Here is a 23,879-nt window from a genome sequence, read left to right as displayed (position 1 = left end):
ATTTTCCGGGAGATATACGGATTCATTATACGAAATCAAATCATTATTTAATAGAAGATTCCTTGCAAATACCCCCGGTATCACATCAGCTTCATCGGCAATTGCAGTCAAATCCAACAACAAAGTGTTGTCAATTCCAGTCGAATCCGATTGCATTTCTATCAGGATGTCAAACAATGCCTCGTAAAGTGAATGATTATTCCATTGAGCGGTATTAAATGAAAAATCGACTGGTATACCATTTAATATGTCTGTTAATTCGGCGGTATCCCCTGAGTATAACTTGCAAAAGGCCAATTGATAATGTGTTTCAGGTGAATAATCATTTTCAAAATATACCAATAGGCTATCTTGAGATGACGCATTAACGATCAGGATATTTCTTGCGAGCGCTTTCAACATGCCGGTAGAATTGTTCATGATGGAATTCATGGATGTTAGATCAGATATTAATTTACTTAACAATGATAAACTTAGTATTCGCTTTAATTATTTGCCTTTCCTTCAGTACAGCCAGGTACATCCCCCGCGGATAACCCTCTACATTGATTTGAACCTCATCTTGCTTATCCGGAACTTTGATTTCCTTAACGTTCCGCCCGAAAATATCATAAATCTCCAATCTAAAATCCTTGTAAAATCGTCCATCGTCCATGTAAAATCGTACATGAATCTGATCCCTCGCCGGATTCGGCCATATGATAAGCCCTCCATGCCCCCATGCCTCCATGCTTCCATGCTCTTCGGCAATGCCAACCGTCGTATCGCACCCCGCCGAATCACACCCGATGCTATCGAGCTTGATGACCCAGGTATCTGTGCTTCCGGTATCAGGTAAATACGGATTAACATAACCACAAGCGATGAGACCATTATCGCTCGTTTCAATAACATCATACAGATAATTCTTGCTTTCCTGACCGGGAAGATTATAATATTCCCGATACCAAAGACTGTCTCCATCAGAATCGATTTTTAGTATCCATCCTACCCAATCAGGTTCTGGATTATATTTTCTTAATGCACCGGTGGCGATAATGCAACCATCATTTAATACCCTTATATTTCTTAAGTAATTATTAGGTTTACTTGAGCCAAATTTTTTATTCCAAAGGATAGTGCCTTCGTTATCAAGTTTAATTATATTTATCCTTGAAAGCGGAATATCTGGCGTTAACATACTGTCAGCATAACTTGTACCCACGAGAATATTTCCATCGATTGCAAGGCTAACTAATGCATTGAAGTCTTTAAAAGGTCCTCCTAAATTTTTTGTCCATTTCTGGTTTCCAAGACTATCTGTCTTTATTATTATAGGATCTACGGTATAAGGGTAACCTGGTGTTTGTTTAAAACATCCTATTATAAAACCTAAATCAGTTGTTTGAACGATGCTATGTCCATCAATATAATCATTATAATAATTAAAAGATTTATCCCAAATTTTATTCCCGATACTATCTACCTTTAATAAATAAACATGTGAAGCTAATCCATAAGGCTTCCATCCTCCAGCAATGATCAATTCGTTTTGGTTTATTTTTTGCAGACAAGTAAAAAGATATGCTGTATCGAAGGGTTCAATGCACTCACCGTACCTTCTTGACCAAAGTGTATCAAGGTTTTCATCAAGGTATATAAGAGTTCCTTCATCATGCACCCAATTTGAAGTAGGTGTTCTTCTTTTAGCAACGGCATATAAACGATCATTTTCCTCTATTAAACACCTTGGATTACTGGAAAAAAAATAATCAATGGAGTCTTCCCCATATGTTTTTATATATTGAACAATTCCATGTTGATCAAGTTTAATCAGTTTTTCCTCCCACCAGTAAATATTAGCGTTTATCACTAATGAATTGCCAGGCAGCACAAAGCCATCCACCGTTTCAATAATCGCGTAACTTTCATCTTGTAATTCATACTCACTGATATCATATCGGTAATTAAAATAATTAAAAGTTTGTGTTTTTGCATCAGAGAGAAAAAAAATAAATACAAACAGTACTACGGTTTTTATAATAATTGGTAAAATCTTCATAGTGTTATACATCAATGATGGATTGTTTAAAATAGGAAAAAATAGAAATCAAAATCTGGAAATGATAAATTGTTTTGTTTCGACAGTTTTATTCCCAATACTTAATTTGCATAAGTAAGTTCCTGATTTAAATTCAGATAATGGAATAACAATATAGTCATATCGCTGATTGACAGCGATTTCATCTAAAACGATTCCTTCTAAATTAATAATTTGAACTTGTGCATTATTGGGAATTTCTTTCAGCCTGACTTCAATTATTACAAGGTTTTTTGCAGGATTAGGGTAAATCTTCATGAAGTTTTGAGCTTGAACTCCTTTTTCAGGCCAAATCCTAGCTTTCCCTGATTTTAATCCAGGTTGAGGTAGGTAAATGGGTTCAGCATAATCAAGAGAATCATTAACGATCAGGATATTTCTTGCGAACGCTTTCAACATGCCGGTAGAATTGGTCATGATGTTATTTTTATAGTTACCATCAATATTATCTCAATTATCTTGCAATGATAAACTTTGCACTTCTTTCAATCATATGCCCTTCCCGAACCACCGCCAGGTAAATCCCAGGCGGCAGGGAGGAAACATCAACTATCCAACTCTGCCAGCCTTTCTCCCGGCCGTCAGCGCCCCCCTCCCGGCCTCCCCCCACCCGGGGGGAGGAGATCAGGTTTGCCGTAACTTCTCGCCCGAAAATATCATAGATCATCAATGAACAATTACTTCGAGAATCGACAATTGACAATTGACAATTGACAATTTCTTTTGCCGGATTAGGCCAAATCTCCATCCCTCCCTGCTTCCCTGCTTCCCCGCTTCCCTGCTCCTCAGTTATCCCCACCGTCGTATCGCACCCCGCCGAATCACAGCCAATACTGTCGAGCTTGATGACCCAGGCGCTCTGAATGCCCGTGTCCGGTGAAATGGGAGATATATATCCACAAGCCAGATATCCGGAATCACTCGTTGAAATAATATCACGTAAACGATTATACGTCGATTCTCCGCTTAGTAAGTAATATTGCCTGTACCATAAACTATCTCCTTCAGAACTTAATTTCAGGATCCAGCCAGAATTCCAGGGTATCTCTGACCGAACCGAACCAGTGCAAATAACAGATCCATCGTCTAAACTTCTAATAGTAGATAAATAGTTTGAAATAGAACTTTCCCCATATTTTTTATTCCAAAGAATATCACCTTCATTGTCAAGTTTTACAATATTAATTCTGGATTTGGTGCTTGTGCCTCCGATTAAGATATCTGCAATCGTCGTCCCCATTATAATATTTCCATCATTTGCTTTGCATAACATAGCACGATTATCAACAATTGGTCCCCCCAGATTTTTTATCCATTCCTGGTTACCCATACTGTCTGTTTTAATAATTATCGGGTCCCCCGTTGCCGACGAACTTCCTGGTATGTACCAAAATCCACCGATGGCAAAACCACTGTCAGAGGTTTGAATGACTGAATACCCATCATTAATGGTAGCCTTAGAGTAACTATATGTTTTAAACCAAAGTAAATTTCCGGCTGTATCAGTTCTAATCAGCAGGAATTTGCTGCCAATACTTGGCTTATAAATGCCACCCCCAAAAACAAGATCTCCGTTATTGCAGATATCCATTTGATTTATTAAAGTGGATGTATCAGGATCAGCATCCATATTCATGTCAAATTCTTTAGTCCAGATTGTATCCCAATTGCTATTCAGTTTCATCAACAATCCAACATCGTACTCAATCGGTGAATAATAGTTTTTAGAACCTGCCAGGTAGTGTTCATTATTTATGGAAGCTAGTGAACCTGGATACCCGACATACCATGAAGCAATACTGTCACCCCAGGTCTTATACCATATTTGTTCACCATTATGATTTAACTTAATCAAACCAATGTTAACTCCAGTCTTACCCCAAATGACGTATCCGTTTTCGTCTTCACCCAATGTACTTGCACCACTCCAGGTATTTGGATCGCCCAAGTGATAAAGATTATTAAAATAAGTGGATTGGCAATAACTCAACTTACAGATTGAAATTATCAGTAAAAGAAAAATCAATGAGGAAAAAGTCTTCATATCTACCTCTCAATTCTTTATCATCTTTTGAATCCCTGATTTTTTACCATATTCAATTAATTGAAATAAATATATCCCATTTGGAAGGTCATTTAAATTTACCAGGAGTAAATCATTATCCTTATAAACTTCTATTTGTTTTATAACACAGCCATGAATATCAATTATTTGAATAAGAGCATCTGACCCCTCAATTTTTAATGAATACTCTATGAGGCAATAGTTACTTGTTGGATTTGGGTATACTCTCAAATAACTTGAATGAACAGTTTGTTTTATCTGAATCGGCCTTATTTCAGATGATTTCTGTCCGGATTCAGGTAAAATATATGGTTCATGGTAATTGATCGTGTCAATAACTTCAAGCACATTTTGTAACATCATTTTTAATACTCCATCGGAATTATTCATCAATGCCTTTATTTGAACTTTATGCAAAGAATCTGAATCAAGAAAGGTTTTATTTTGCGATATCAAACTTATCCACAAGTCAACATAGTTTTCATAATTCTGAAGTTGTTGGTTCTGTGAGGAAGTAAGATTAAAACTAACAGGAATATCATCTAAAATACCCCGGGCTGAAATTGTATCTCCTTTACCAAGATATTCAAAAACAAGTGAATATTTAAGTTCAAGATTGTTTTCATTAGAAAGTAAGAAAATGATGGAGTCGACAGATGAGGCAATCAGCGTATCGTTTTTAAAATATCGGATTAGGTTATTTAATGCCCTGTTTCGGATTGAATTAGCACCAGATAATCGTGACTCCAAAGATTCTTTTGCGCTTATTACAAACCATCCCTGATCGATTTCCAGTCGTTGTTCTTCCGATAGCGGGTTTGAACGCATCTCAAGGGCTTGTTGAACCGTATCGGACTTGGCTGACTGGGGGTTCTCCAAGAGAATATCCGTGATCAAGGAAGGTGAAAGGACATTCTCTTGATTGATGGCCATAACCATTGATGTATCTGTCAAATATGGGGAATTCATTATGAGTTCGCTATAGAGTGTCAAGGCATCCTCCGGAGAACTATTTTGTATTTCAGCGATTAACTCTTCAGTTGATCCACCATCGACAAGGATATTTAATATGTTCAGAATAGAATCGGCTTTTTGCTCCGCTATCATCATTTTATTTTTTTCATCTTCAATACTACCTCCTCCTCCTCCAATTGTATCCAGGTTTGAAGGGCAACATATTTCTTTATCATAGACCCATGAATTACCATTATCATGCTGTGGATTAACAGTGGAAGAATAATCAACAGGCTTAACATGTGCAGTTGTTAAAGAAGCATCCAAATGCCAGTAAATGATATTTTCACAATTATTATAATAATCACTGAATTCCTTATCAACCCAACTAAAGGTATTATTTGCTGGGGAAGTTGCTTCTGTCCCTTCGTTGCCTTGCTCTACTTTTATTCCCATATCTCTAACAAGTTCGTCACTTTTTGTAACGGAAATATCAAATCGACTATTAGTAAAATCATTGCACAGAATTTGGAGACCAAGATCGCCTGATCTATCACGGTTTTGATCCTGAGCGGATACTCCTACAAATAAAGAATCAAATGCATTATTGTAGATTTCGTTATACATTACACCTGAATTATTTATCACCAATCCGATACTTTTAACGGAAATTTGCCAAGGGTTGAAAGGATTTAAATTCCCTAGAAAAATATTATCCTCAACCTGATAACCTGTGCAATTATCAAGGTACAGACCGCTTAAAGTATCTTTCTGATAATCAATGGTTCTAATATTAAATGTATCCTGTACAATAGTAGCATAATTGACAGCGCTTAAATAAATCCCAGTTTTATTTTTATCAAATCGACTCCTTTTAACGGTAATTGTTTCTCTGCCATTAATACCAAGTGCATAGATGCCATAATTCAAGCCCTGGAAAAGACTCTGTTTATATTGGGTGCAAGGCGATATTTGGCTTACGCATGTATTCCCAACATAAAATTGCGATCCCACTGAATAAATTCCGCTCCGGTATTTATAGGTTACTTCTTTTTCAGTGTGAATAATGTTTGTGTCACAAATAAAATCACATCCGTAGAATTTTATGCCATTAACCTGATGCATTTTAATAAAATACTCGAAATCCGAATAATCATTCAGGTAATCATCATATTTAAAAAGACTCTTTGCGAAAGTCGCCCGGTAAGGCTGTTCCTGCCCCTGCCACTCATTTTCGAAGGGGGCAAAATCGACAGCAACACGATTATTACGGAAGACAGCATTATCAGTTCGAATTACCCCTCCACTTTCTTCGTTGATATAATCGCAGGTTTTACAATGGTTGGCAATTGCAGTAGTGGCATTTTCAATAGTTCCCCCGTTGATAACATTGACTACCCCGAAATATTGGTAAAAATACTGGTTAGTATCGCTACCATAAGCTTCAATGCCATCCCAAAGTTCATTCGGGCAGGCATTGGTAAGTTTTCCTCCGTCTATGATCAGTTTTCCGCCCTGTTTAACGATTATTTTCGCAGGAGAACTAAAGCGGGCAAGTGATTCGATGGTAAGACAAGCTCCTGAATCAACAATAACCGTTTGATTTACAGAAAGTGTATCTTCCCATATTGTATCCGTGGTGATTATTTTGGGCATTGAAATATATTCTAGCAAGCAAGTACAATTGTAATTTTCATCATATCCCCCGACAAGAGAATCGTTATCATCACAATCCTCAATATCCGAGCAAGTGCAGTCCAGCGGTTTCTTGCCAATTCCCCAGAAAAAATAGCCATCTTTATCCTCATCCCTGCATGTATCTATTAAAGGTTCATCATTAAGAAAAACTGGATTATCTATTCCATTGGCGCTCAAATAATCAATTTTCATTGTATTAAAACCATGTTCCGGTCCAATATCTCCCCAACTGTTTTTATATATCCAATTAATAGTGGAGTCTATAGAATCAAATTCAAAACCAGTTAATACAGTAGCATGTGCTTTACTTTTCGAAAGATTAAATCCAATAGATTGCGGGCCATCCTTTATCAAAGCGATCCTTATGCTATCCTGATCAGTTATAAATTCATGATAGTCTTTAATAGTAATAATGGTATCAGGCTCCTCACAGATTGTAAGATTGCTGCAGCTAGGACTTTGAGCAATATAAGGACAACAATTTTCAGTAACAACTCCTTCATTCTTAATAAAAAATAATGCCGAATCCCGATGTCCACTATCACAATTTCCATTTCGATCTGAACACGAAAGTACTTGTTGTTCTGATAGATCCAGATTCAAATGAAGGGTTGTAAAAAGATTAGCAATTGCCTCTGTTGTGCCAATTGCTGAGAAAGCCCAGCAACTTCCACAATTTCCCTGGTCTTTGACAGGTGTTAACCATCCGGTACCAAGGGTATCACCATCCCAGTAGGGTGATAATGAATCATTTGCCCCATGGCGATTTCTCCAATCAAAATTCCATACCATATCCGGATCGACTTTTGGATATGCTCTGTGGCCAAGGAATTCAAAAACGCCTCCGGCATAATATTCATAACCACGCAAATTATAACCATCACCAAACATATTTCGTTTCTGATCATAATATATTGCTACGATTGAGTTATCACCTGCAACCCAATTCATATTGTACGAAGGAATATGTTGGTTTATCGCTTCAATTTTTTCAGCATCCTTACTTCGTTTTGATTTAAATTGTTGCTTAATTGCATCTTCCTTGGGGTACTTAGAATATGATAAGGACTCTAAATCAAGGCTTGCATCAATCACTTGGATGATAATGGAATAGGGAAGAAGTTGATCCAAAAAGCAAGTCTCATCACATTCTTCTTCAATGTTAAAAGCAGTATATGTAACGATTAAAGGATACGCCTCATATACCATCCATTCATGACCGGCATTATCGGTCAAAATCACCCGAACCAGGCTTGTATCGCTTAACAAGGTGACTGATCCTGAAATGGATAATCCATAAATGGTGTCGTTCGGTCCGAAAGGAAAAATCTCTCCGTCTGAAGTAAATAAACTGTCGATTTGGATGGTTTGTGCCTTCATGGGGAAAGATAAGAAGCAACTAACAGCCAGTAAAAGAATGGCTAAAATCCCGCGGGGGAGGGTGAAAATTTTCATAATCAATGGTTTAAAGGTTAATAATCTAAATATTGAACTGGCTTGATAAAGATAATGTATTTGGGAAGGAATAGCAAGGTCATGGACGATTTTTCATTTTTTTCAATAATTTAGCGCCTTCTATGAAAATATTTGCCAGGCGGGGGATTTGGCTCAGGTTCATGATCTGGCAGGCCAAGCGGATGAATCACCGGACTTTCTCGCTGATCAGCGCTAATCTGCGAGAAACTTAAGGTCAGGAATTATCAGCAGTGGTTTTTAAAAAATTAACTACCTCATCAACAGAAGTTGTCGGCATCTTGCATTCCTTTCCCGTACAGACGAAAATCATCGTTTGCCCATCCACAAACCTGTCTTTCAGGACAGGCAGCTCACTGAATGATTCACTGCCGCAAATAAACACAGATGGATGATAATGCTTACGGATAGCTGCTGCCTTTTCTAAGCACCCCGGACCGGTGACAACTATGGTATAAAACGGATGGATCCTGTTAATTATTACCGATGCCCAGTTTGCATAGGAAGAAGGGTATTTCACAATTTGTTCCCTGACAATTGATACCATCCGGGTTGATTTATCCGTAAAATCTTCTCTTTCAAAGGCAAGTCCAAGAATAAAAAGAATTTTTGCTATGGTTGAGTTTGAAGAAGGGATAACATTGTCATAAATCTCTTTTTTACGGGCAATCAGCGATGGATCAAGGTCAGAGGTGACGAAGAAAAGACTATTCTCCTGATCATAGAAATGACTCATCGTATATTCAGCCAATACTAGTGCTTTATTCAGATAGTTTTCATCAAAAGTTACCTGATAAAGTTCTATCAGACCTTCTGCCAGAAAACAATAATCTTCCAGAAATCCATTGATGGAGGTTTTACTGTGATTCCAACTGTGAAACAGCCGCCCGTCGCTGACCATCACATTTTGGAGCAAAAAAGCGGCATTTTTCCTTGCCGCCTCGAGGTAATCCTGTCTTCCGAACACCCGGTATGCATCTGTAAATCCTTTCAACATCAATGAATTCCATGATGTCAGTATCTTGTTATCGAGTCCCGGCCTGATTCTTTTGCTCCGGGCTTTCAAAAGCCTTGCCCGTGCAGGTTTGAGGATGGTTTTAAACGCAGATGGCTGAAGCCCCTGTTCACGCGCAAATTCATCGGGCGACTGGGTGCGGAGAAGGATATTCTGTCCCGCTTCCCAAAAGCCTTTACCCCCGATGTGGTAATATTTCCGGACGAGGTCAGCCTGGTTTTCGAGGATCAGATTGATCTCCCCGGCCCCCCACGTGTAATATTTACCTTCCACGCCTTCCGAATCTGCATCCAGGGAGGAATAAAAGCCGCCATCCGGAGAAGTCAGTTCCCGCAGGACAAACTGCAGGATTTCTTCCACTACTTCTCTGTATAATGGTTCCCTGATAGCATGCCAGGCCTCAGCATAAAGGGATACCAGCTGAGCATTATCATATAGCATCTTCTCGAAATGGGGTACTTTCCACTGGGAATCGGTCGAGTAGCGGGCAAATCCACCGCCGACCTGGTCGTAAATGCCTCCATAGGCCATTTTACGAAGGGTAAGTTTGACGAAATCCAAGATCTTTTCATCCTTTGAATAAAATGAATATCGCAACAAAAAAAACTGGTTTACCGGCATAGGAAATTTGGGCGCTCCGCCGAGGCCGCCATCCTTTAAGTCGAATTGACGCTCTAACCTGCCGGCAGCGACCTGCAGGTCATCCTGCGCAAAAATCCCTGTATCTTTCCCGGCCTTGATCAGGTCCCCGGCAATAACCCCGTTAGTCAATGATCCGGCCTGTTCTTCCAGCTCTTTCCTCCTTTTTATATAAAGAAGGGCGATATTTTCAAGCAGTTGAACCCATTGGTGTTTACGGAAATAAGTACCTCCGAAAAAAGGCCTGCCGTCGGGAAGGGTGAAGCAGTTCAGAGGCCATCCCCCGCTGCCTGTGATCAGTTGAACGGCATTCATATACACCTGGTCCACATCGGGCCGTTCTTCGCGGTCGACTTTAATGCAGATAAAGTGCTTGTTCATGATCTTTGCCACCTCTTCATCCTCAAAGGATTCTTTCTCCATAACGTGGCACCAGTGGCAGGCGGCATAGCCTATGCTGATCAGCAGCATTTTATCAAGCGACTTAGCTTTCGCAAGGGTATTTTCGTTCCAGGGATGCCAGTCTACCGGATTATGGGCATGCTGAAGCAGGTAAGGGCTGGATTCCTGGATGAGTTGGTTGGTAAATGTGTGATCGGGCATAGCGGGATAAATATACAAAAAGCCAAATCACCAAGGCTTGTATCGCTCCATCGCCTTGAAAAAATCATCTTTACGAAAATCATCTTTTGCTTTGAAATATTCATAAAGCAGGCGGTAACCTTCCGAAACTGCGAGAGAGTCATTCCTTGACATCCGTTCCTGCGTGCCTTCGAGAGCCGGGATCACCAGTTCCTGACCCGAATTCAGCATGTCAGGATCAGATATTTTATACTGGTTTTCCCGGTAGATAAGCACCCAGAGATAGGGATTGCCATAGATTTCACGGGCGAGTTGGAATAGGCACTTGCCTTCGGGGATGGTGACTAGCTGAGGGCTAAGGGTGGAGAGCGGTGTGTCGATTGTCGATTGTCGATTGTCGATTTCTGATTGCTGAATGGTGTCTGCTGACTGCCGGCTGTTGACTGCCGATATACTGTCAACTGTCAACTGCCGACTGTCAACTTCTTTCTTCTGATTGCTGACTTCTGACTTCTGACTTCTGTCTTCTAAATGATAACAGTTCCTGAAGTAAAAGATCAAACTTAAGATAATAATCACTGAAATGGCGACCGGTACGATCCAATGGACCCGTCGTTTTCCGGCTGGAGGTTCCGGCTCAGGCTGTGGTTGAGTTTGATATTGCGGTAAAGGTTCAGGTTCCGGCTCAGTATATTGAGGAAGGGGTTCATGTCCGGGTTCAGGTTCCGTGATGATTTCATCAACCGATGTTACTTTTTCAGCAGAAGGGATGATTTTATAACTGAGCAGACGGTAGTCGCGGTTGATGTATTCTTTAAAAGATCGTTCCGGGAGGAATACTACGCGGTTATGGGGAGGGATTTCCGTTTTTTCACCGGTTTTGGGGTTTCGTCCGATCCTTTCCCTGACCCATTTCAGTCGGAAAGTACCCAATCCTTTAACACGGACTTCGCCATCTTTTTTTAAACCTTCTTCAATGATATCAGGGATTACGTGCAGGAATTCCGCGGCCAGTTTTTTCGTGATGCCTGACTGTTTCACCAGCCGTTCTATGATTTCCCTGGCAGATATAATATCGTTCATGACAGACGGGTGTTTTTAAGTTTATTCTTCAATGTTTCTGCCGTATGAAATTGCACAACCCGGCGTGGTGGTACCAGGGCTTTTTTATTCAAAGCCGGTATATAAGCTGTCCGGCTTGCACTTTTTTTCACCTGGAAGCTTCCAAGGTGAACCAGGGTAAGTTTTTTCTCTTCAGAGACGGTTTCACGTAAAACCCTGGTGGTGTCCTGAAGCAGTTTTGCTGCTTCTTTCTGGCTAATATGAAGCTTTTCAGCGAGCGAACGGATAAATTCTTTCGTATTCAATGGCTTAAAGTTAATAGGTTGATTCAGACAGCGATGATACGAAAAAAATAGGAGAAAAGCAAGAAAAAAGTTTGCGGTCAGCGGTCGGCGGTCAACTGCCAACTGCCAACTACCGACTGCCGACACATTTATGCACTCTCCTGATAAACTCCTCCACCTCCGGCACACCGCCCTGGTAAACCAAATAACCATTGTAAGGCTCGCGGAGGGTGATCTCGTCGTTGATCGGGGTCATCATCATCTGGCGGACTTTTACCGGGTCGTTGGTCTGGCCGAGGATCCAGCTCAGTTTGACCCAGGCGACCTCGGGAAGCATATTTCCGCAAGGGATCACACCTTTGGCCATCATATCACGGCCGGTGTCGTAAACGAACATGTGCACAAAGCCCCAGATGGTTTGCAAGGTCATAAAGACGTGTACGCCTTTCTCTTTGGCCTTTACCAGTGCCGGGTAAAGCTCCTTATTCACATGACCCAGCCCGGTGCCGACGATGATGATGCCACGGTAACCGTCGTCGATCATTGCATTCATGACGTCAGGTTTCATGCCGGGATAATAATAGAGCATGGTCACTTCATCGCTGAAGTAAGGGAAGATGCTCACAATACGATCGCTCCGGCGCTTGTTGTAGCTTTTGTGGATGGGGGTGATCTTTTTCCGGCTTACCATGGCCATCGGCACATCGCCAATGGTTCGGAAAGTGGAACGATAGGATGAGTGCATTTTCCTTACACGGGTTCCCTTGTGCAGCAAACCATATTCATCGGATGTAGGGCCGAACATGCATACCATAACTTCGGCAATCCACCCCTTTTTCGATCTCTTTCCCGATAGCCTGGGAAAGGGCGATGTATTGCTTGGGACCCATGTTCTCGCTGAATACGGCGAATATTTTCTCAGTCTCCAGGTTGCAGATATCGGCCAGTTCTGGAACTGCCCCATAGAGTTCTCCAGGGGAAAAGGCAGGGATGACGGCCCCGGTGCGGTAATCCAGGCGCGAAGCAATGGTTCCGCCGGTGCCGAGCAGCTTAACCCTTGGTAATCCGGGTGTGATTGGAAATTCTTTCTCAGGGATCTTGTAAACGGCCTTCTTATAGCCGGTTTCCTTCATATTCGTGATGGTCCGCACATCAACCCCGATATTGTAACCCGTCGGGATTTTTACCACAATATGCTTATCGTCAGTTATAGATAAATTCAATTACGGATAGTTAAATTTAATGATCATTCTTGCAACTCAAGCCATCTTGAAAAGAAAACATCTTGTAGAAGGTACTGGTTTTTACTTCTGTATATAAGCTCCTTTTCAAGTAGGGATTCAATGCCTCGCTTAATAGTGCTTGCATTTGTAAGATCATATTGTTTGATAAATGCCGATGAAGTAATACTTTTTGCTCCTTTTTCTTTGGCAATTGCTTTTAATAATTGCCACTGGTGATGAGTCAATAGATTCCTCAATTCAAAATAGAATGGTTCGTGATCCCTTAATATTTGATTGCAAATTTTTTGAGTTTCAGCCCTCGATATATTTCCGGATTTTAGTTCAAATATCTTGTTACAGCAGTATTGTACATAGTAGGTATGGACCCTGGTCCAATAAAGAATATCCCCGATTGCTTCATCATCAATCTTAGTTTCATGGGCTAAAAAGATATTTCTGATGAAATCGATATAGGAGGGAGGCTGAATTTCTTCAAGGTACATCAGTTCAGTACTTTGATAAAAAGGCCTCGACGGGTTGGAAAAAATTTGTCCCAGCAATGATTTATTGCTTCCCGAAAAAATAATTGTCACATTATGAAGGTTTTGAATATTTCCTCTTATTAATGCTTCAACATTTTTCTCCGGATATTTGGTTATCTGCTGAAATTCATCGATTGCCAGCACAATTGATTTAGAAAGACTTTTTTCGACCAAAATCTTAAAAAGGTCGCTAATGGTTTGCTGAGCTTCTTCTTCCGAGGATATTTTAAAAGAAGCTGTTGGCAGTCCTGAAAGAGGATCGATAGAGATAACCGGTCTGATATATCTAAAAGATTCAATATATTCAATCATTTTCTCTCCGAAAGTCTTTTTGAGCGATAAAAGAGAACTGGCGAACTTGTTAATAAACCCGGTAAGATTTACCGTATCGAAGATGTCAATGTAGATTTTATCGTATTTATCCTTGGATAACTTTTCAAAAGTGTGGTAAATTAAGCCGGTTTTCCCCATTTTTCGTAATGAAACCAAGGTCAGATTGCGCTGATTATTGATAGCGTTCAGAAGTCTGTCGGTTTCCTCTTCCCGGTCACAAAAGAATTCGGGACCAGCATATCCTTTGATGATAAACGGATTCATTTTTTTTCTCAAAGATATAAAACATTTTGCGTTAAACAAAGTGTTTTATACAAAATGTTTAATTTCATTACTTAACCGCCGACCGCCAACCGCGAACTGGGAACTGCGAACTGCGAACTAAATTTTTATCCAAAGGAATTCGATATTTAGAATTTAGTAAATTTACGGCCTCTCAATTTCATCATACATACATAAAATATGTTTCAGTTACTATAATTACAACTAATCATTATTAATTAAATTTAACAAGGATTATTATGCAAAACAAACAAGCTGATCTTGCAGGACCGGGAATCAGTACCTATGAAGAGGTAGCCAAAATCCTGCCGAATGATTACCAGCCATTGCTGCCACCCATGAAGCGGATGGAAGCGCTCTACATGATAAAACATTACATCGAAGAGAACCTGGCTAAAGAACTGAATATTCAAATGGTGCAGGTGCCGTTGATCGTATCGAAGGAGAGCGGGGTGAACGATTACCTCGACCGCGACGGATCGCGCACACCCATTGAATTCCCATGCGGCCTCGGTCTTGAAAAAAGGATTGATGCCCAGGTGGTTCAGGCAGCCACAAAGTGGAAAAGAATGGCATTGAAACAGTTTGGCTGTGCCGTAGGTGAAGGGATCAACACCGATATGCGCGCCGTACGTAAGGATTATTTCCTTGACCACGACCATTCAGCTTATGTCGACCAGTGGGATTGGGAAAAGGTCATCACTGCCGACCAGCGTAACCTGGACTTCCTGAAAGATACGGTACGCAGAATATGGAAAGTATTATACGGAGCAAGTGTACTGGCCAGGGAAAAATTCCCTGAGTTGAATACGAATAAATACCCGGCTATCCCGGAAGAACTTAAATTCCTGCATGCCGAAGAGATCCTTGAAATGTTTCCCGATTTGCCTAGAAAACAGCGGGAAACCAGGATCCTTCAGGATTATCCTGCCGTCTTTATCATCGGTATCGGCTGGGTACTTGCTGATGGGTATCCGCATGAAATGCGGGCTGCAGATTATGATGACTGGGTGACACCAACCATCACCAAGAACGGTAAACTCATGCACGGATTGAATGGGGATATCCTGGTCTGGAACCCGGTTACGAAAAGAAGGCATGAATTAACTTCCATGGGGATCAGGGTAACCAAGGAAACCCTGAAGCAGCAACTTGAAATCTCAGGCCAGCTTGATTTCCTCAAACTGCCCTATCACAAGGCTATCCTGAATGAAGAGATCCCGCTAAGCATAGGCGGCGGGATCGGGCAGTCCAGGACCTTCATGTATTTGTTGAGAACCGCACACCTGGGCGAAACCAGTGTAACGATCTGGCCGAAGCAATTAAAAGATATTTGTTCGGTGAGGAATATTCATGTACTTGAATAGAAATGTAAGCTTCCTTGTAATTAGGGAAAATAGCCACAGACTTTGAATCTGTGGTTTATTTTTTTGCGTTTTGCCTACCGGTGACCGCGCCGATGGCTTCGCGGGTTTGGAGTAGTTGGATTTAGGATCGGACTTGAGAATCAAACCTGAAATCCTGGTGATCAAAAAAATAAAATATTGAGCTTTAGGTTTAACTTTTCATAGTTTTGCAAGAGAAAATATCACCTTTCATGAACCATAAAAATCACCATCATAACTGGGAAATGATCTGGATGCTCGCTAAGACAGATCTGAAGATGCGTTATCAGGGTTCATGGCTGGGGATCATTTGGATATTTCTCAAGCCGTTAAGTATATTTTTGGTCCTGAATTTTGTTTTTTCGCATCTCTTTTTTAAGGATAACCCGAATTATTCCATACGATTACTTCTGGGCCTGATTCTCTGGTTTTTCTTTTCAGAAACTACAACTGTCGGCATGAACAGTATAATAAACAAAGCAAACATTCTGAAAAAGATATTTATCCCAAAATGGATCATCATTATTTCAGCAACCGTTCACAGTGCACTGGCTTTTTTCTTTAACCTCATCATTCTTTTTCTTTTTCTTTTTGCTTATCATATTTATCCTGACATCGTAGATATGTCTCTCTTTCTATTATATATCATCCTGATTTATGGTATTTCATTGGCATTTTCATTCTTTGCTGCCCCGTTGTATGTCAGGTTACGAGATATAAACCAGATATGGGAAGTCCTGCTCAATGTCTTATTTTATGCAAGCCCGATCATTTACCCGATTTCTGCCGTACCACCTAACGTGCAATCTATACTGTATATAAATCCTATGACCTTAATTATTGAGCATTCAAAGGTTGTTTTAATTGATAGTGCAACGCCCCGTTTTGATCACTTATTGATTTTTATAGCCATTTTCATACCGATATTTTTTGCCAGCTTATGGTACTTAATAAAATCTTCTAAGAACCTGATAGAAAACCTGTAGTTTAATCAAAGGAGATGAACCATCATATCATTGCCGTACCACTTAATTTTAATAAACCATGTCGCTGCCCATAAACATATCTGAGTTGCTAAATGGCCAGACTGTAGAATGGGACAGACTTGAATTTAAAGCTGGTTGGAATCCCGAAGACATTTTACATACTATTTGTGCATTTGCCAATGATATAAATAATTGGGGAGGTGGTTATATTATTTTAGGGGTAGAAGAAAAAAACGGGATACCTGTATTACCCCCCAGGGGATTAAATAGAAATGAATTAGATTTGATTCAGAAAAAACTAATTGAGCTCACTCATAAAATAGATCCCTATTTCTCACCTGTTACATCACCGGTGTTTTTTCAAGAAAAGCATATTTTTGTGATATGGGTACCCGGTGGCGAAACTCGCCCTTATAAAGCGCCGGCAACATTAGGTGAAAAAGGACAAAAGCGGTATTACATTCGTCGTGGATCTAAAACAGTTTTGGCAAACTCCACCGAAGAAACTGCCCTGTTTGGTTTAGCAGCTAAAATACCATTTGACGACAGGGTGAATCATCAAGCCAATATTAATGACTTAAGCCTGCACCTAATTCAAGGTTTTTTACAGGAGGTGGGTAGTGACTTGTATGAACATTCGGCTCAACTTTCATTAGCAGACTTGGTAGCTAAAATGCGAATTGCGCGTGGCTCGGAGGAATTCTTCAAGCCCGTTAATGTCGGGCTGTTACTTTTTAACGACCGCCCAGACAAATTTTTCAGGGGAGCGCTTATTGAGGTTATCATTTATGGCGATGAAGATGGAATTACTTTTGTAGAAAAAAGATTTACTGGTCCTTTGCATAATCAGTTACGGGAAGCCCTTGCATATATAAAATCAAACATTATTGAGGAACACGTTCGTAAGATACCCGGAAAAGCTGAAGCTTCGAGGTTTTTCAACTACCCTTACCAGGCAGTGGAGGAAACATTGGCAAACGCTGTTTATCACAGAAGTTACGAACACCCGGCTACTATTGAAGTAAACATCCGGTTCGATAAAATAGAAATTTTAAGCTTCCCGGGTCCGCTTCCACCTATCACCAATAAAATGTTAAAACAACATACCATAGTGGTTCGCGATTACCGCAACCGGCGTATTGGCGATTTTCTAAAAGAAATGCACCTTACCGAAGGCCGCAGTACGGGTATTCCCACTATTTATAAGATTATGCAACAAAACGGGTCGCCCGAACCAATATTTGAAACCGATGACGATCGAAATTATTTCCTCACAATTCTAATGATTCATCCATTGGTAAAAACGATAAATAAATCAAAACATCTAATGAAGTTGGGTGAAAAGTTGGGTGAAAAGTTGGGTGAAAAGTTGAGAATGATATTCAAATTAATGGCAGAAAATCCCGAAATCACTATTACCGGGCTTTCAGAAAAAGTTGGTATCAGCACTACTGCTATAGAAAACAATATTAAGAAACTTAAAGAATCTGGGTATATTAAACGCATTGGCCCCGCTAAAGGCGGACATTGGGAAATAAACAATGAATGAACACTGAGTACATCTGAAAAAATTCTCAATGAACCTGATAGACAATAGGTAACTTAGCCAAAAATGATGAACAACGATATCGTTATAAAAGTTGAACATGTCTCTAAGAGTTTCCGTATCCCCCAGCAACGACGGAACACTATCAGGGAACGGATTTTAAGTTTCAGCAAGAAGATGACCTATGAAACCTTTAATGCACTTGAAGATGTATCATTCGAAATTAAAAAAGGGGAGTTTTTTGGTATCATCGGCCGGAACGGAAGTGGAAAGTCGACCTTGTTGAAAATACTGGCAGGGATTTATACACCTAACAAAGGTTCGATTACGATCAATGGCGAAATATCACCTTTTCTGGAGCTTGGGGTTGGCTTTAATCCTGAACTTTCGGGGAAGGACAATATTTATTTGAACGGCACTCTATTAGGATTGACAAAAAAAGAGATTGACCGCAGTTATCACAAAATTGTCGAGTTTTCGGAGTTGGAAAGATTTATTAATCTAAAGGTAAAGAATTACTCCAGTGGGATGCATGTAAGACTTGCATTTTCAGTCGCCATTCATGCAAATAAAGAAATTCTGTTGATGGATGAAGTTCTGGCCGTGGGCGATGCCAATTTCCAGGTAAAATGTTTCGAGGTTTTTCATAAAATAATTGCCGAAGGCAGGACAATCATTTTTGTTTCGCATGATTTAAGTAGTATTAAAAAATATAGTGACCGCGTTCTTTTGTTGCAAAATGGGAGTACCAACATTCTTGGCGCTCCGGAGGAGGTTATTGCAAATTATATGATTTGAAATGACTTTGATGGAAAGTGTCAGATGTAATATATGTTCAGGCGAAGCAAAATTCTTATTTAAAAGTTTTGTATTGAATAAATACGAGGTAGATTATTATAAGTGCCCGATTTGTGAATTTATCCAGACCGAAAGCCCTTATTGGTTAGATGAAGCATATAAAAACGCCATCACGGATCTTGATATAGGTTTAGTATCGAGAAATGTTATTTATTCAAATGCAGTTGAAATAATTATTTTGAAATATTTTAAATCCGGTGAAAAATTTCTTGATTATGCAGGTGGTTATGGGCTGTTTGTGCGTTTGATGCGAGACAAAGGATTTAATTTTTACAGAGAAGATAAGTATTGCGAAAACATTTTTACAAAAAATTATGATCTGGTTGATTTAATTGGGGATAATAAATTTGAAATTGTTACAGCGTTCGAAGTTTTTGAGCACTTAGTAAATCCGCTGGAAGAAATTAAAAATATATTTAAATATTCAGATTCTTTAATCTTTTCAACAGAATTACAGCCACATCTTGAAATTAAAGATATTAAAGATTGGTGGTATTTTGTTCCCGAGACAGGGCAGCACATTTCATTTTATTCTTTAAATACATTAAAATACATTGCATTAAAATTCAATAGTTATTTTTATTCAAATGGTAGCAACCTGCATCTGTTCACTAATAAAAAATTTGTTAATAATCCGCTTTTAAATGAGCAATTTTCTGATGATAATAAAAAAATTGAAATAACAAACCTGATTCAATCGGATTATGATTTTGCTAAAAATGTAATAAGGAGAACGGATGAAATTAATAAAGAAATACATGGTGATATAAATGATTTGAGTAAATTAAATGATAAAATGGAGAATCAATCTGAAATATTAGTACGCAAGCTCTCATTGAGCTATGCTGAACTTGATAGGATTAAATCGCAATATGAAAGGATCAAATCGAAGCTTGAAACCACCAATTCGGAATTGGACTCCGCCAAATCTGAGTTAGCCACGGCCAAATCTCAGTTTGAAACCACCAATTCGGAACTGGACTCCATCAAATCTGAGTTAGCCACGGCCAAATCACAGCTTGAGACCGTTAATTCTGAGCATGACTCCACCAAATCTGAGTTAGCCAAGGCCAAATCTCAGTTTGAAACCACCAATTCGGAACTGGACTCCACCAAATCTGAGTTAGCCACGGCCAAATCACAGCTTGAGACCGTTAATTCTGAGCATGACTCCACCAAATCAGAGTTAGCCACGACCAAATCTCAGTTTGAAGCCACTAATTCGGAACTGGACTCTACCAAATCTGAGTTAACCAAGGCCAAATCTCAGTTTGAAACCACCAATTCGGAACTGGACTCCATCAAATCTGAGTTAGCCACGGCCAAATCACAGCTTGAGACCGTTAATTCTGAGCATGACTCCACCAAATCTGAGTTAGCCAAGGCCAAATCTCAGTTTGAAGCCACCAATTCGGAACTGAACTCAACAAGGTACAGGTTAGAAACAGTTATATCAGAATTAGGAGTAATTTCTAATTCATATGGGTGGAGATTGATTTTGTTTTTATATAAATTAGTAAATTTATTTTTCCCAACTGGAAGCCTGAGAAGAAGGATAGCAGTAATAATTTGGAATTTCGGACTATTACTTATGCAAATTATATTGAAAGTTTACCGAAAGTTAAGTATTGGATTTCGGCATTTCATAAAATTTTTAGCGAGATTGGGTAAACCTAAGAAAGGCAGAAGAATAAATACCCGGTCAAAAAAAATTGTCTACATCGGGCACTCGTATCACAACAAAACAAAATCAACTTTATTTCTACTGGATTATTTAAGACAGTTTTATGATGTTGAGGTGATTCTGGATGAGAGTTGGAATGGTGGTTCCTATCCCGATCTTTCATTTATTGACAATAGCTATCTTGGCGTAATCTTTTTTCAGAATTTACCAACAGTAAATCAATTTGAAAAGATTAAAAATGACAATCTTATATTTTTCCCAATGTACGACAGTTCTGGTGGTTTAACACAGTCTTGGTGGAATAGATACTGTAAACTTAAAATCGTTAATTTTTCAAAAACGCTTCATACAAAATTGCTTGAATGGGGATTTGAATCTATGTATATACAGTATTTCCCCAAACCCGGAGAATTCACCCCGGGGAATGCAAATGAAGTCTTTTTCTGGCAAAGGACCAACAACATTAATATTAACACAATCATAAAACTATTTGACCAGGATGAAGTGAAGATTCATATTCATAAAGCTATAGATCCAAATTATCAATTTTGCATGCCATCAATCGAAGATGAAAAAAAATATAACATAAGGTATTCAGACTGGTTCGAGACAAGAGAAGATTTATGGAACGTGATCAAGCAAAAAGGTATTTATATAGCCCCTAGGGAACATGAAGGAATAGGGATGTCTTTTTTAGAGGCAATGGCCCTGGGTAAAGTCATTATAGCAGTTGATAATCCAACAATGAACGAATATATTATACATGGATTAACCGGGTATCTTTTTAACTTAGCCCAACCTCAAAATATTGATCTATCAGCTCTGCTTGAAGTACAAGAAAACACGTATAAATATATTTCCGAAGGCTATGATAACTGGGAAAAGCAAAAGCATACGATAATTGAATTTATTTTGAAGTCATAACTACTATAATGACGAAAACCGCACTTATAACAGGTATTACCGGGCAGGATGGGGCTTATTTAAGCAAATTGTTATTGGATAAGAACTATCAGGTTATCGGCCTGGTAAGGCCTGATGTTGAAGAAAGCCTCTATGGTCTTGGTTATTTAAAAATACTTGACCGCGTCGTACTTAGAAAATGCAACTTGCTTGATAAAACTAATATTATCAGCATTCTCGCGGAATATAAACCAGTGGAGATATATAACTTAGCCGCTCAAAGTTCAGTGGGAGTTTCTTTTGAAAAACCATGGGATACTATCAATTTTAATATATTGTCTGTACTTAATATTCTGGAAGCGATAAAAAAAGTTGACAAGAAAATTAAATTCTACCAGGCTTCATCCAGTGATATGTTTGGCAATATTGACGTTTTACCTGTTACAGAAAGATCTATCATCCATCCATCCAGCCCCTATGGGATCAGCAAAGCCTCTGCACATTGGATTGCGGTAAATTACAGGGAATCATATAACTTATTTATTTGTTCCGGTATATTGTTTAATCATGAATCATACTTGCGGACACCTAATTTTTTTGTAAAAAAGGTCATATTAAATGGCTTGGAAATTAAAAATGGTTTACGAGATGCAATTCATGTCGGGGACATTGATTTGAAAAGAGATTTTGGATATGCACCTGATTATGTGCAAGCTATGTGGTTGATGCTTCAGCAGGAAGTTCCAAAAAATTATACTATTTGTTCCGGATCATCCGTTTCATTGAAGGATATACTCTATTATGTATTTGATAAACTTGAAATATCAAAAGATAAGATAATAATTGATCATAATCTCTTCCGACCAAATGATATACACAATATATATGGGGATAACCTTAAAGCAAAGAATGAGCTTGGATGGAAATACAATAAATCATTTTTTGAAGTTTTGGATCTGCTCCTTGAGGAAGAACACAAATATCAATCAAAAACCATAATATGATCGATCCTTAACCCATAACGGCACCTTTAATTATTTTAGTAAATTACTCCATCTTACAATTATGGAAATCAACAACAAAGACTGATAATCCAAGAAAAAAGCAATGAACTCAAAAACAACTCCTTTAGTTTCTATTGTCACGGTCACTTTAAATCTGATAAAAGCTGGTCGTGAGAAATCTTTTCGCCAATGTTTAGAATCTGTACGCAACCAAACTTATGAAAACATTGAGCATATTATTATTGATGGGGCATCCTCAGATGGTACAATCGATATATTAAATAATTACGCCAATAGGAAATGGATTAAATATATTTCTGAGGTGGATACGGGAATTTATGATTCGATGAATAAAGGCCTGAAATTAGCCAATGGTAAGTATATTGCTTTTCTGAATTCAGATGACTATTTTCATGGGCTAGATGGAGTCGATGCCTCAGTAAAAGCTTTGGAAAATTCGAAGGCAGTTTTTTCTTATGCACCAGTAATAAATTTGGATGAATCTCAGCAAGCCCAAAATATTATTTATCCAAAAATGAAAAATGTTTTTTTAACTATTATGCCCAATCATCAAACAATGTTTTTCAAGAGAAGTGTCCTTATCAATGAAGGATTATTTAACACTAACTATAAGTGCGTGGGAGATTATGATATGACGATTCGACTTTGCTTAAAAAATCATAAAAGTATTTTCGTTGACAATATTTTTTCTACTTACAGATTGGGTGGATTTTCAAAGATCGCTACAGATGAAGGTTTAGTTTTTGAGGAAGTATCTAATATTTATTATGAAAATTATAATAGGTTAATCTCTATAACTAGGGAGGAATGTGAAAAAATATGCGGAAATATTTACGATTCAGATTACAGTAATATTCCACCTAAATTAGCACGTAAATTAAAACATCTCTTACCCTATTTTGATTATGTCGAATTCCTGGAAAAGAATAGACTCACTAAAGTTAATAAGCCAATATTTATATCGTCATTCTGGAATTTTTTTTATAAGAATAAAATAATAAAATCTAAATAAACAATGATTTTAATTCAATTAAGAAAAACGATACCTTTATTTCAAAACTTGGGAACCGTTTTAGTAGTTGAAAAAGACGATCAAAAATTATAGTTTGTTAAAATCATCTAATTAAATAATTGTAACTAATCAGTCTCTTTTATAATCGGCGATGACGTTCAAAGCTTGTAACACATTTTGCTCATTTTTTATGGCAGTGTCAATAATGGATCTCAGGATGGCAAAGTTTTCAGCAGCATTAAATATTT

The 23,879-nt window shown here is 38.7% G+C and carries 18 protein-coding genes; 7 read left to right on the top strand and 11 right to left on the bottom strand.

Annotated elements, in window-relative coordinates; genetic code table 11:
• The 11 genes from M0Q51_15360 to M0Q51_15310 all read right to left on the bottom strand — a co-directional run.
• Positions 1 to 432, bottom strand: a 432-nt coding sequence (locus M0Q51_15360) for a hypothetical protein (protein ID MCK9401355.1), incomplete at its 3' end; no start/stop codon positions are given.
• Between the two features lie 22 nt (positions 433 to 454).
• Positions 455 to 2,041: a T9SS type A sorting domain-containing protein gene (locus M0Q51_15355; GenBank protein ID MCK9401354.1), complete on the bottom strand. Its 1,587-nt coding sequence runs from the start codon at positions 2,039 to 2,041 to the stop codon at positions 455 to 457.
• Positions 2,042 to 2,089: 48 nt separating this feature from the next.
• Positions 2,090 to 2,497, bottom strand: a complete 408-nt coding sequence (locus M0Q51_15350; protein ID MCK9401353.1) for a T9SS type A sorting domain-containing protein — start codon at positions 2,495 to 2,497, stop codon at positions 2,090 to 2,092.
• A gap of 37 nt (positions 2,498 to 2,534) precedes the next feature.
• Positions 2,535 to 4,028, bottom strand: a complete 1,494-nt coding sequence (locus M0Q51_15345; GenBank protein MCK9401352.1) for a T9SS type A sorting domain-containing protein — start codon at positions 4,026 to 4,028, stop codon at positions 2,535 to 2,537.
• Positions 4,029 to 4,133: 105 nt separating this feature from the next.
• Positions 4,134 to 8,252 (bottom strand): T9SS type A sorting domain-containing protein, encoded by a 4,119-nt coding sequence (locus M0Q51_15340; protein ID MCK9401351.1) that lies wholly within the window; start codon positions 8,250 to 8,252, stop codon positions 4,134 to 4,136.
• Between the two features lie 235 nt (positions 8,253 to 8,487).
• Positions 8,488 to 10,527: a thioredoxin domain-containing protein gene (locus M0Q51_15335; protein ID MCK9401350.1), complete on the bottom strand. Its 2,040-nt coding sequence runs from the start codon at positions 10,525 to 10,527 to the stop codon at positions 8,488 to 8,490.
• A gap of 27 nt (positions 10,528 to 10,554) precedes the next feature.
• A complete protein-coding gene (locus tag M0Q51_15330; GenBank protein MCK9401349.1) occupies positions 10,555 to 11,589 on the bottom strand; it encodes an HU family DNA-binding protein in 1,035 nt (344 codons plus the stop codon).
• Positions 11,586 to 11,873, bottom strand: coding sequence for an HU family DNA-binding protein (locus tag M0Q51_15325; protein ID MCK9401348.1), 288 nt, complete (start codon positions 11,871 to 11,873; stop codon positions 11,586 to 11,588). Before M0Q51_15325 ends, M0Q51_15330 begins: the two co-directional genes overlap by 4 nt.
• A 109-nt stretch (positions 11,874 to 11,982) precedes the next feature.
• Positions 11,983 to 12,666, bottom strand: coding sequence for a hypothetical protein (locus M0Q51_15320; protein ID MCK9401347.1), 684 nt, complete (start codon positions 12,664 to 12,666; stop codon positions 11,983 to 11,985).
• Positions 12,635 to 13,075, bottom strand: coding sequence for an asparaginase domain-containing protein (locus M0Q51_15315; protein MCK9401346.1), 441 nt, complete (start codon positions 13,073 to 13,075; stop codon positions 12,635 to 12,637). Before M0Q51_15315 ends, M0Q51_15320 begins: the two co-directional genes overlap by 32 nt.
• Before the next feature lie 23 nt (positions 13,076 to 13,098).
• The gene (locus tag M0Q51_15310) at positions 13,099 to 14,214 is read right to left on the bottom strand and encodes an ATP-binding protein (GenBank protein MCK9401345.1); all 1,116 of its coding nucleotides are present in this window, start codon (positions 14,212 to 14,214) and stop codon (positions 13,099 to 13,101) included.
• 257 nt (positions 14,215 to 14,471) lie between these two features.
• On the opposite strand from M0Q51_15310, the gene M0Q51_15305 reads away from it, so the two are divergent.
• The 7 genes from M0Q51_15305 to M0Q51_15275 all read left to right on the top strand — a co-directional run bounded on the left by M0Q51_15305 (position 14,472) and on the right by M0Q51_15275 (position 23,631).
• Positions 14,472 to 15,599 (top strand): aspartate--ammonia ligase, encoded by a 1,128-nt coding sequence (locus M0Q51_15305; protein MCK9401344.1) that lies wholly within the window; start codon positions 14,472 to 14,474, stop codon positions 15,597 to 15,599.
• Between the two features lie 230 nt (positions 15,600 to 15,829).
• Positions 15,830 to 16,603 (top strand): ABC transporter permease, encoded by a 774-nt coding sequence (locus M0Q51_15300; protein MCK9401343.1) that lies wholly within the window; start codon positions 15,830 to 15,832, stop codon positions 16,601 to 16,603.
• A gap of 58 nt (positions 16,604 to 16,661) precedes the next feature.
• Positions 16,662 to 18,152 carry a putative DNA binding domain-containing protein gene (locus tag M0Q51_15295; GenBank protein MCK9401342.1) on the top strand — a complete coding sequence of 497 codons (1,491 nt, stop codon included), beginning with the start codon at positions 16,662 to 16,664 and terminating at the stop codon, positions 18,150 to 18,152.
• A 63-nt stretch (positions 18,153 to 18,215) separates the two neighbouring features.
• The gene (locus M0Q51_15290) at positions 18,216 to 18,947 is read left to right on the top strand and encodes an ABC transporter ATP-binding protein (GenBank protein ID MCK9401341.1); all 732 of its coding nucleotides are present in this window, start codon (positions 18,216 to 18,218) and stop codon (positions 18,945 to 18,947) included.
• A gap of 10 nt (positions 18,948 to 18,957) precedes the next feature.
• Positions 18,958 to 21,615 (top strand): glycosyltransferase, encoded by a 2,658-nt coding sequence (locus M0Q51_15285; protein MCK9401340.1) that lies wholly within the window; start codon positions 18,958 to 18,960, stop codon positions 21,613 to 21,615.
• A gap of 68 nt (positions 21,616 to 21,683) precedes the next feature.
• Positions 21,684 to 22,598, top strand: coding sequence for a GDP-mannose 4,6-dehydratase (locus tag M0Q51_15280; protein ID MCK9401339.1), 915 nt, complete (start codon positions 21,684 to 21,686; stop codon positions 22,596 to 22,598).
• Between the two features lie 103 nt (positions 22,599 to 22,701).
• Complete coding sequence (locus tag M0Q51_15275; GenBank protein ID MCK9401338.1) at positions 22,702 to 23,631, top strand: glycosyltransferase; 930 nt, start codon at positions 22,702 to 22,704, stop codon at positions 23,629 to 23,631.
• The last annotated feature ends 248 nt before the right edge of the window (positions 23,632 to 23,879 follow it).

The sequence above is a fragment of the Bacteroidales bacterium genome (assembly GCA_023229505.1).
Classification (GTDB): domain Bacteria; phylum Bacteroidota; class Bacteroidia; order Bacteroidales; family JAGOPY01; genus JAGOPY01.
This window is presented reverse-complemented; position numbering and strand designations above follow the sequence as displayed.

Bases quoted from the DNA above. Each gene is read 5' to 3' on its own strand.
- M0Q51_15355 (MCK9401354.1), bottom strand. From the start codon at position 2,041: ATGAAGATTTTACCAATTATTATAAAAACCGTAGTACTGTTTGTATTT.
- M0Q51_15350 (MCK9401353.1), bottom strand. From the start codon at position 2,497: ATGACCAATTCTACCGGCATGTTGAAAGCGTTCGCAAGAAATATCCTG.
- M0Q51_15340 (MCK9401351.1), bottom strand. From the start codon at position 8,252: ATGAAAATTTTCACCCTCCCCCGCGGGATTTTAGCCATTCTTTTACTG.
- M0Q51_15335 (MCK9401350.1), bottom strand. From the start codon at position 10,527: ATGCCCGATCACACATTTACCAACCAACTCATCCAGGAATCCAGCCCT.
- M0Q51_15330 (MCK9401349.1), bottom strand. From the start codon at position 11,589: ATGAACGATATTATATCTGCCAGGGAAATCATAGAACGGCTGGTGAAA.
- M0Q51_15320 (MCK9401347.1), bottom strand. From the start codon at position 12,666: ATGGTATGCATGTTCGGCCCTACATCCGATGAATATGGTTTGCTGCAC.
- M0Q51_15310 (MCK9401345.1), bottom strand. From the start codon at position 14,214: ATGAATCCGTTTATCATCAAAGGATATGCTGGTCCCGAATTCTTTTGT.
- M0Q51_15305 (MCK9401344.1), top strand. From the start codon at position 14,472: ATGCAAAACAAACAAGCTGATCTTGCAGGACCGGGAATCAGTACCTAT.
- M0Q51_15300 (MCK9401343.1), top strand. From the start codon at position 15,830: ATGAACCATAAAAATCACCATCATAACTGGGAAATGATCTGGATGCTC.
- M0Q51_15295 (MCK9401342.1), top strand. From the start codon at position 16,662: ATGTCGCTGCCCATAAACATATCTGAGTTGCTAAATGGCCAGACTGTA.
- M0Q51_15290 (MCK9401341.1), top strand. From the start codon at position 18,216: ATGATGAACAACGATATCGTTATAAAAGTTGAACATGTCTCTAAGAGT.
- M0Q51_15285 (MCK9401340.1), top strand. From the start codon at position 18,958: ATGGAAAGTGTCAGATGTAATATATGTTCAGGCGAAGCAAAATTCTTA.
- M0Q51_15275 (MCK9401338.1), top strand. From the start codon at position 22,702: ATGAACTCAAAAACAACTCCTTTAGTTTCTATTGTCACGGTCACTTTA.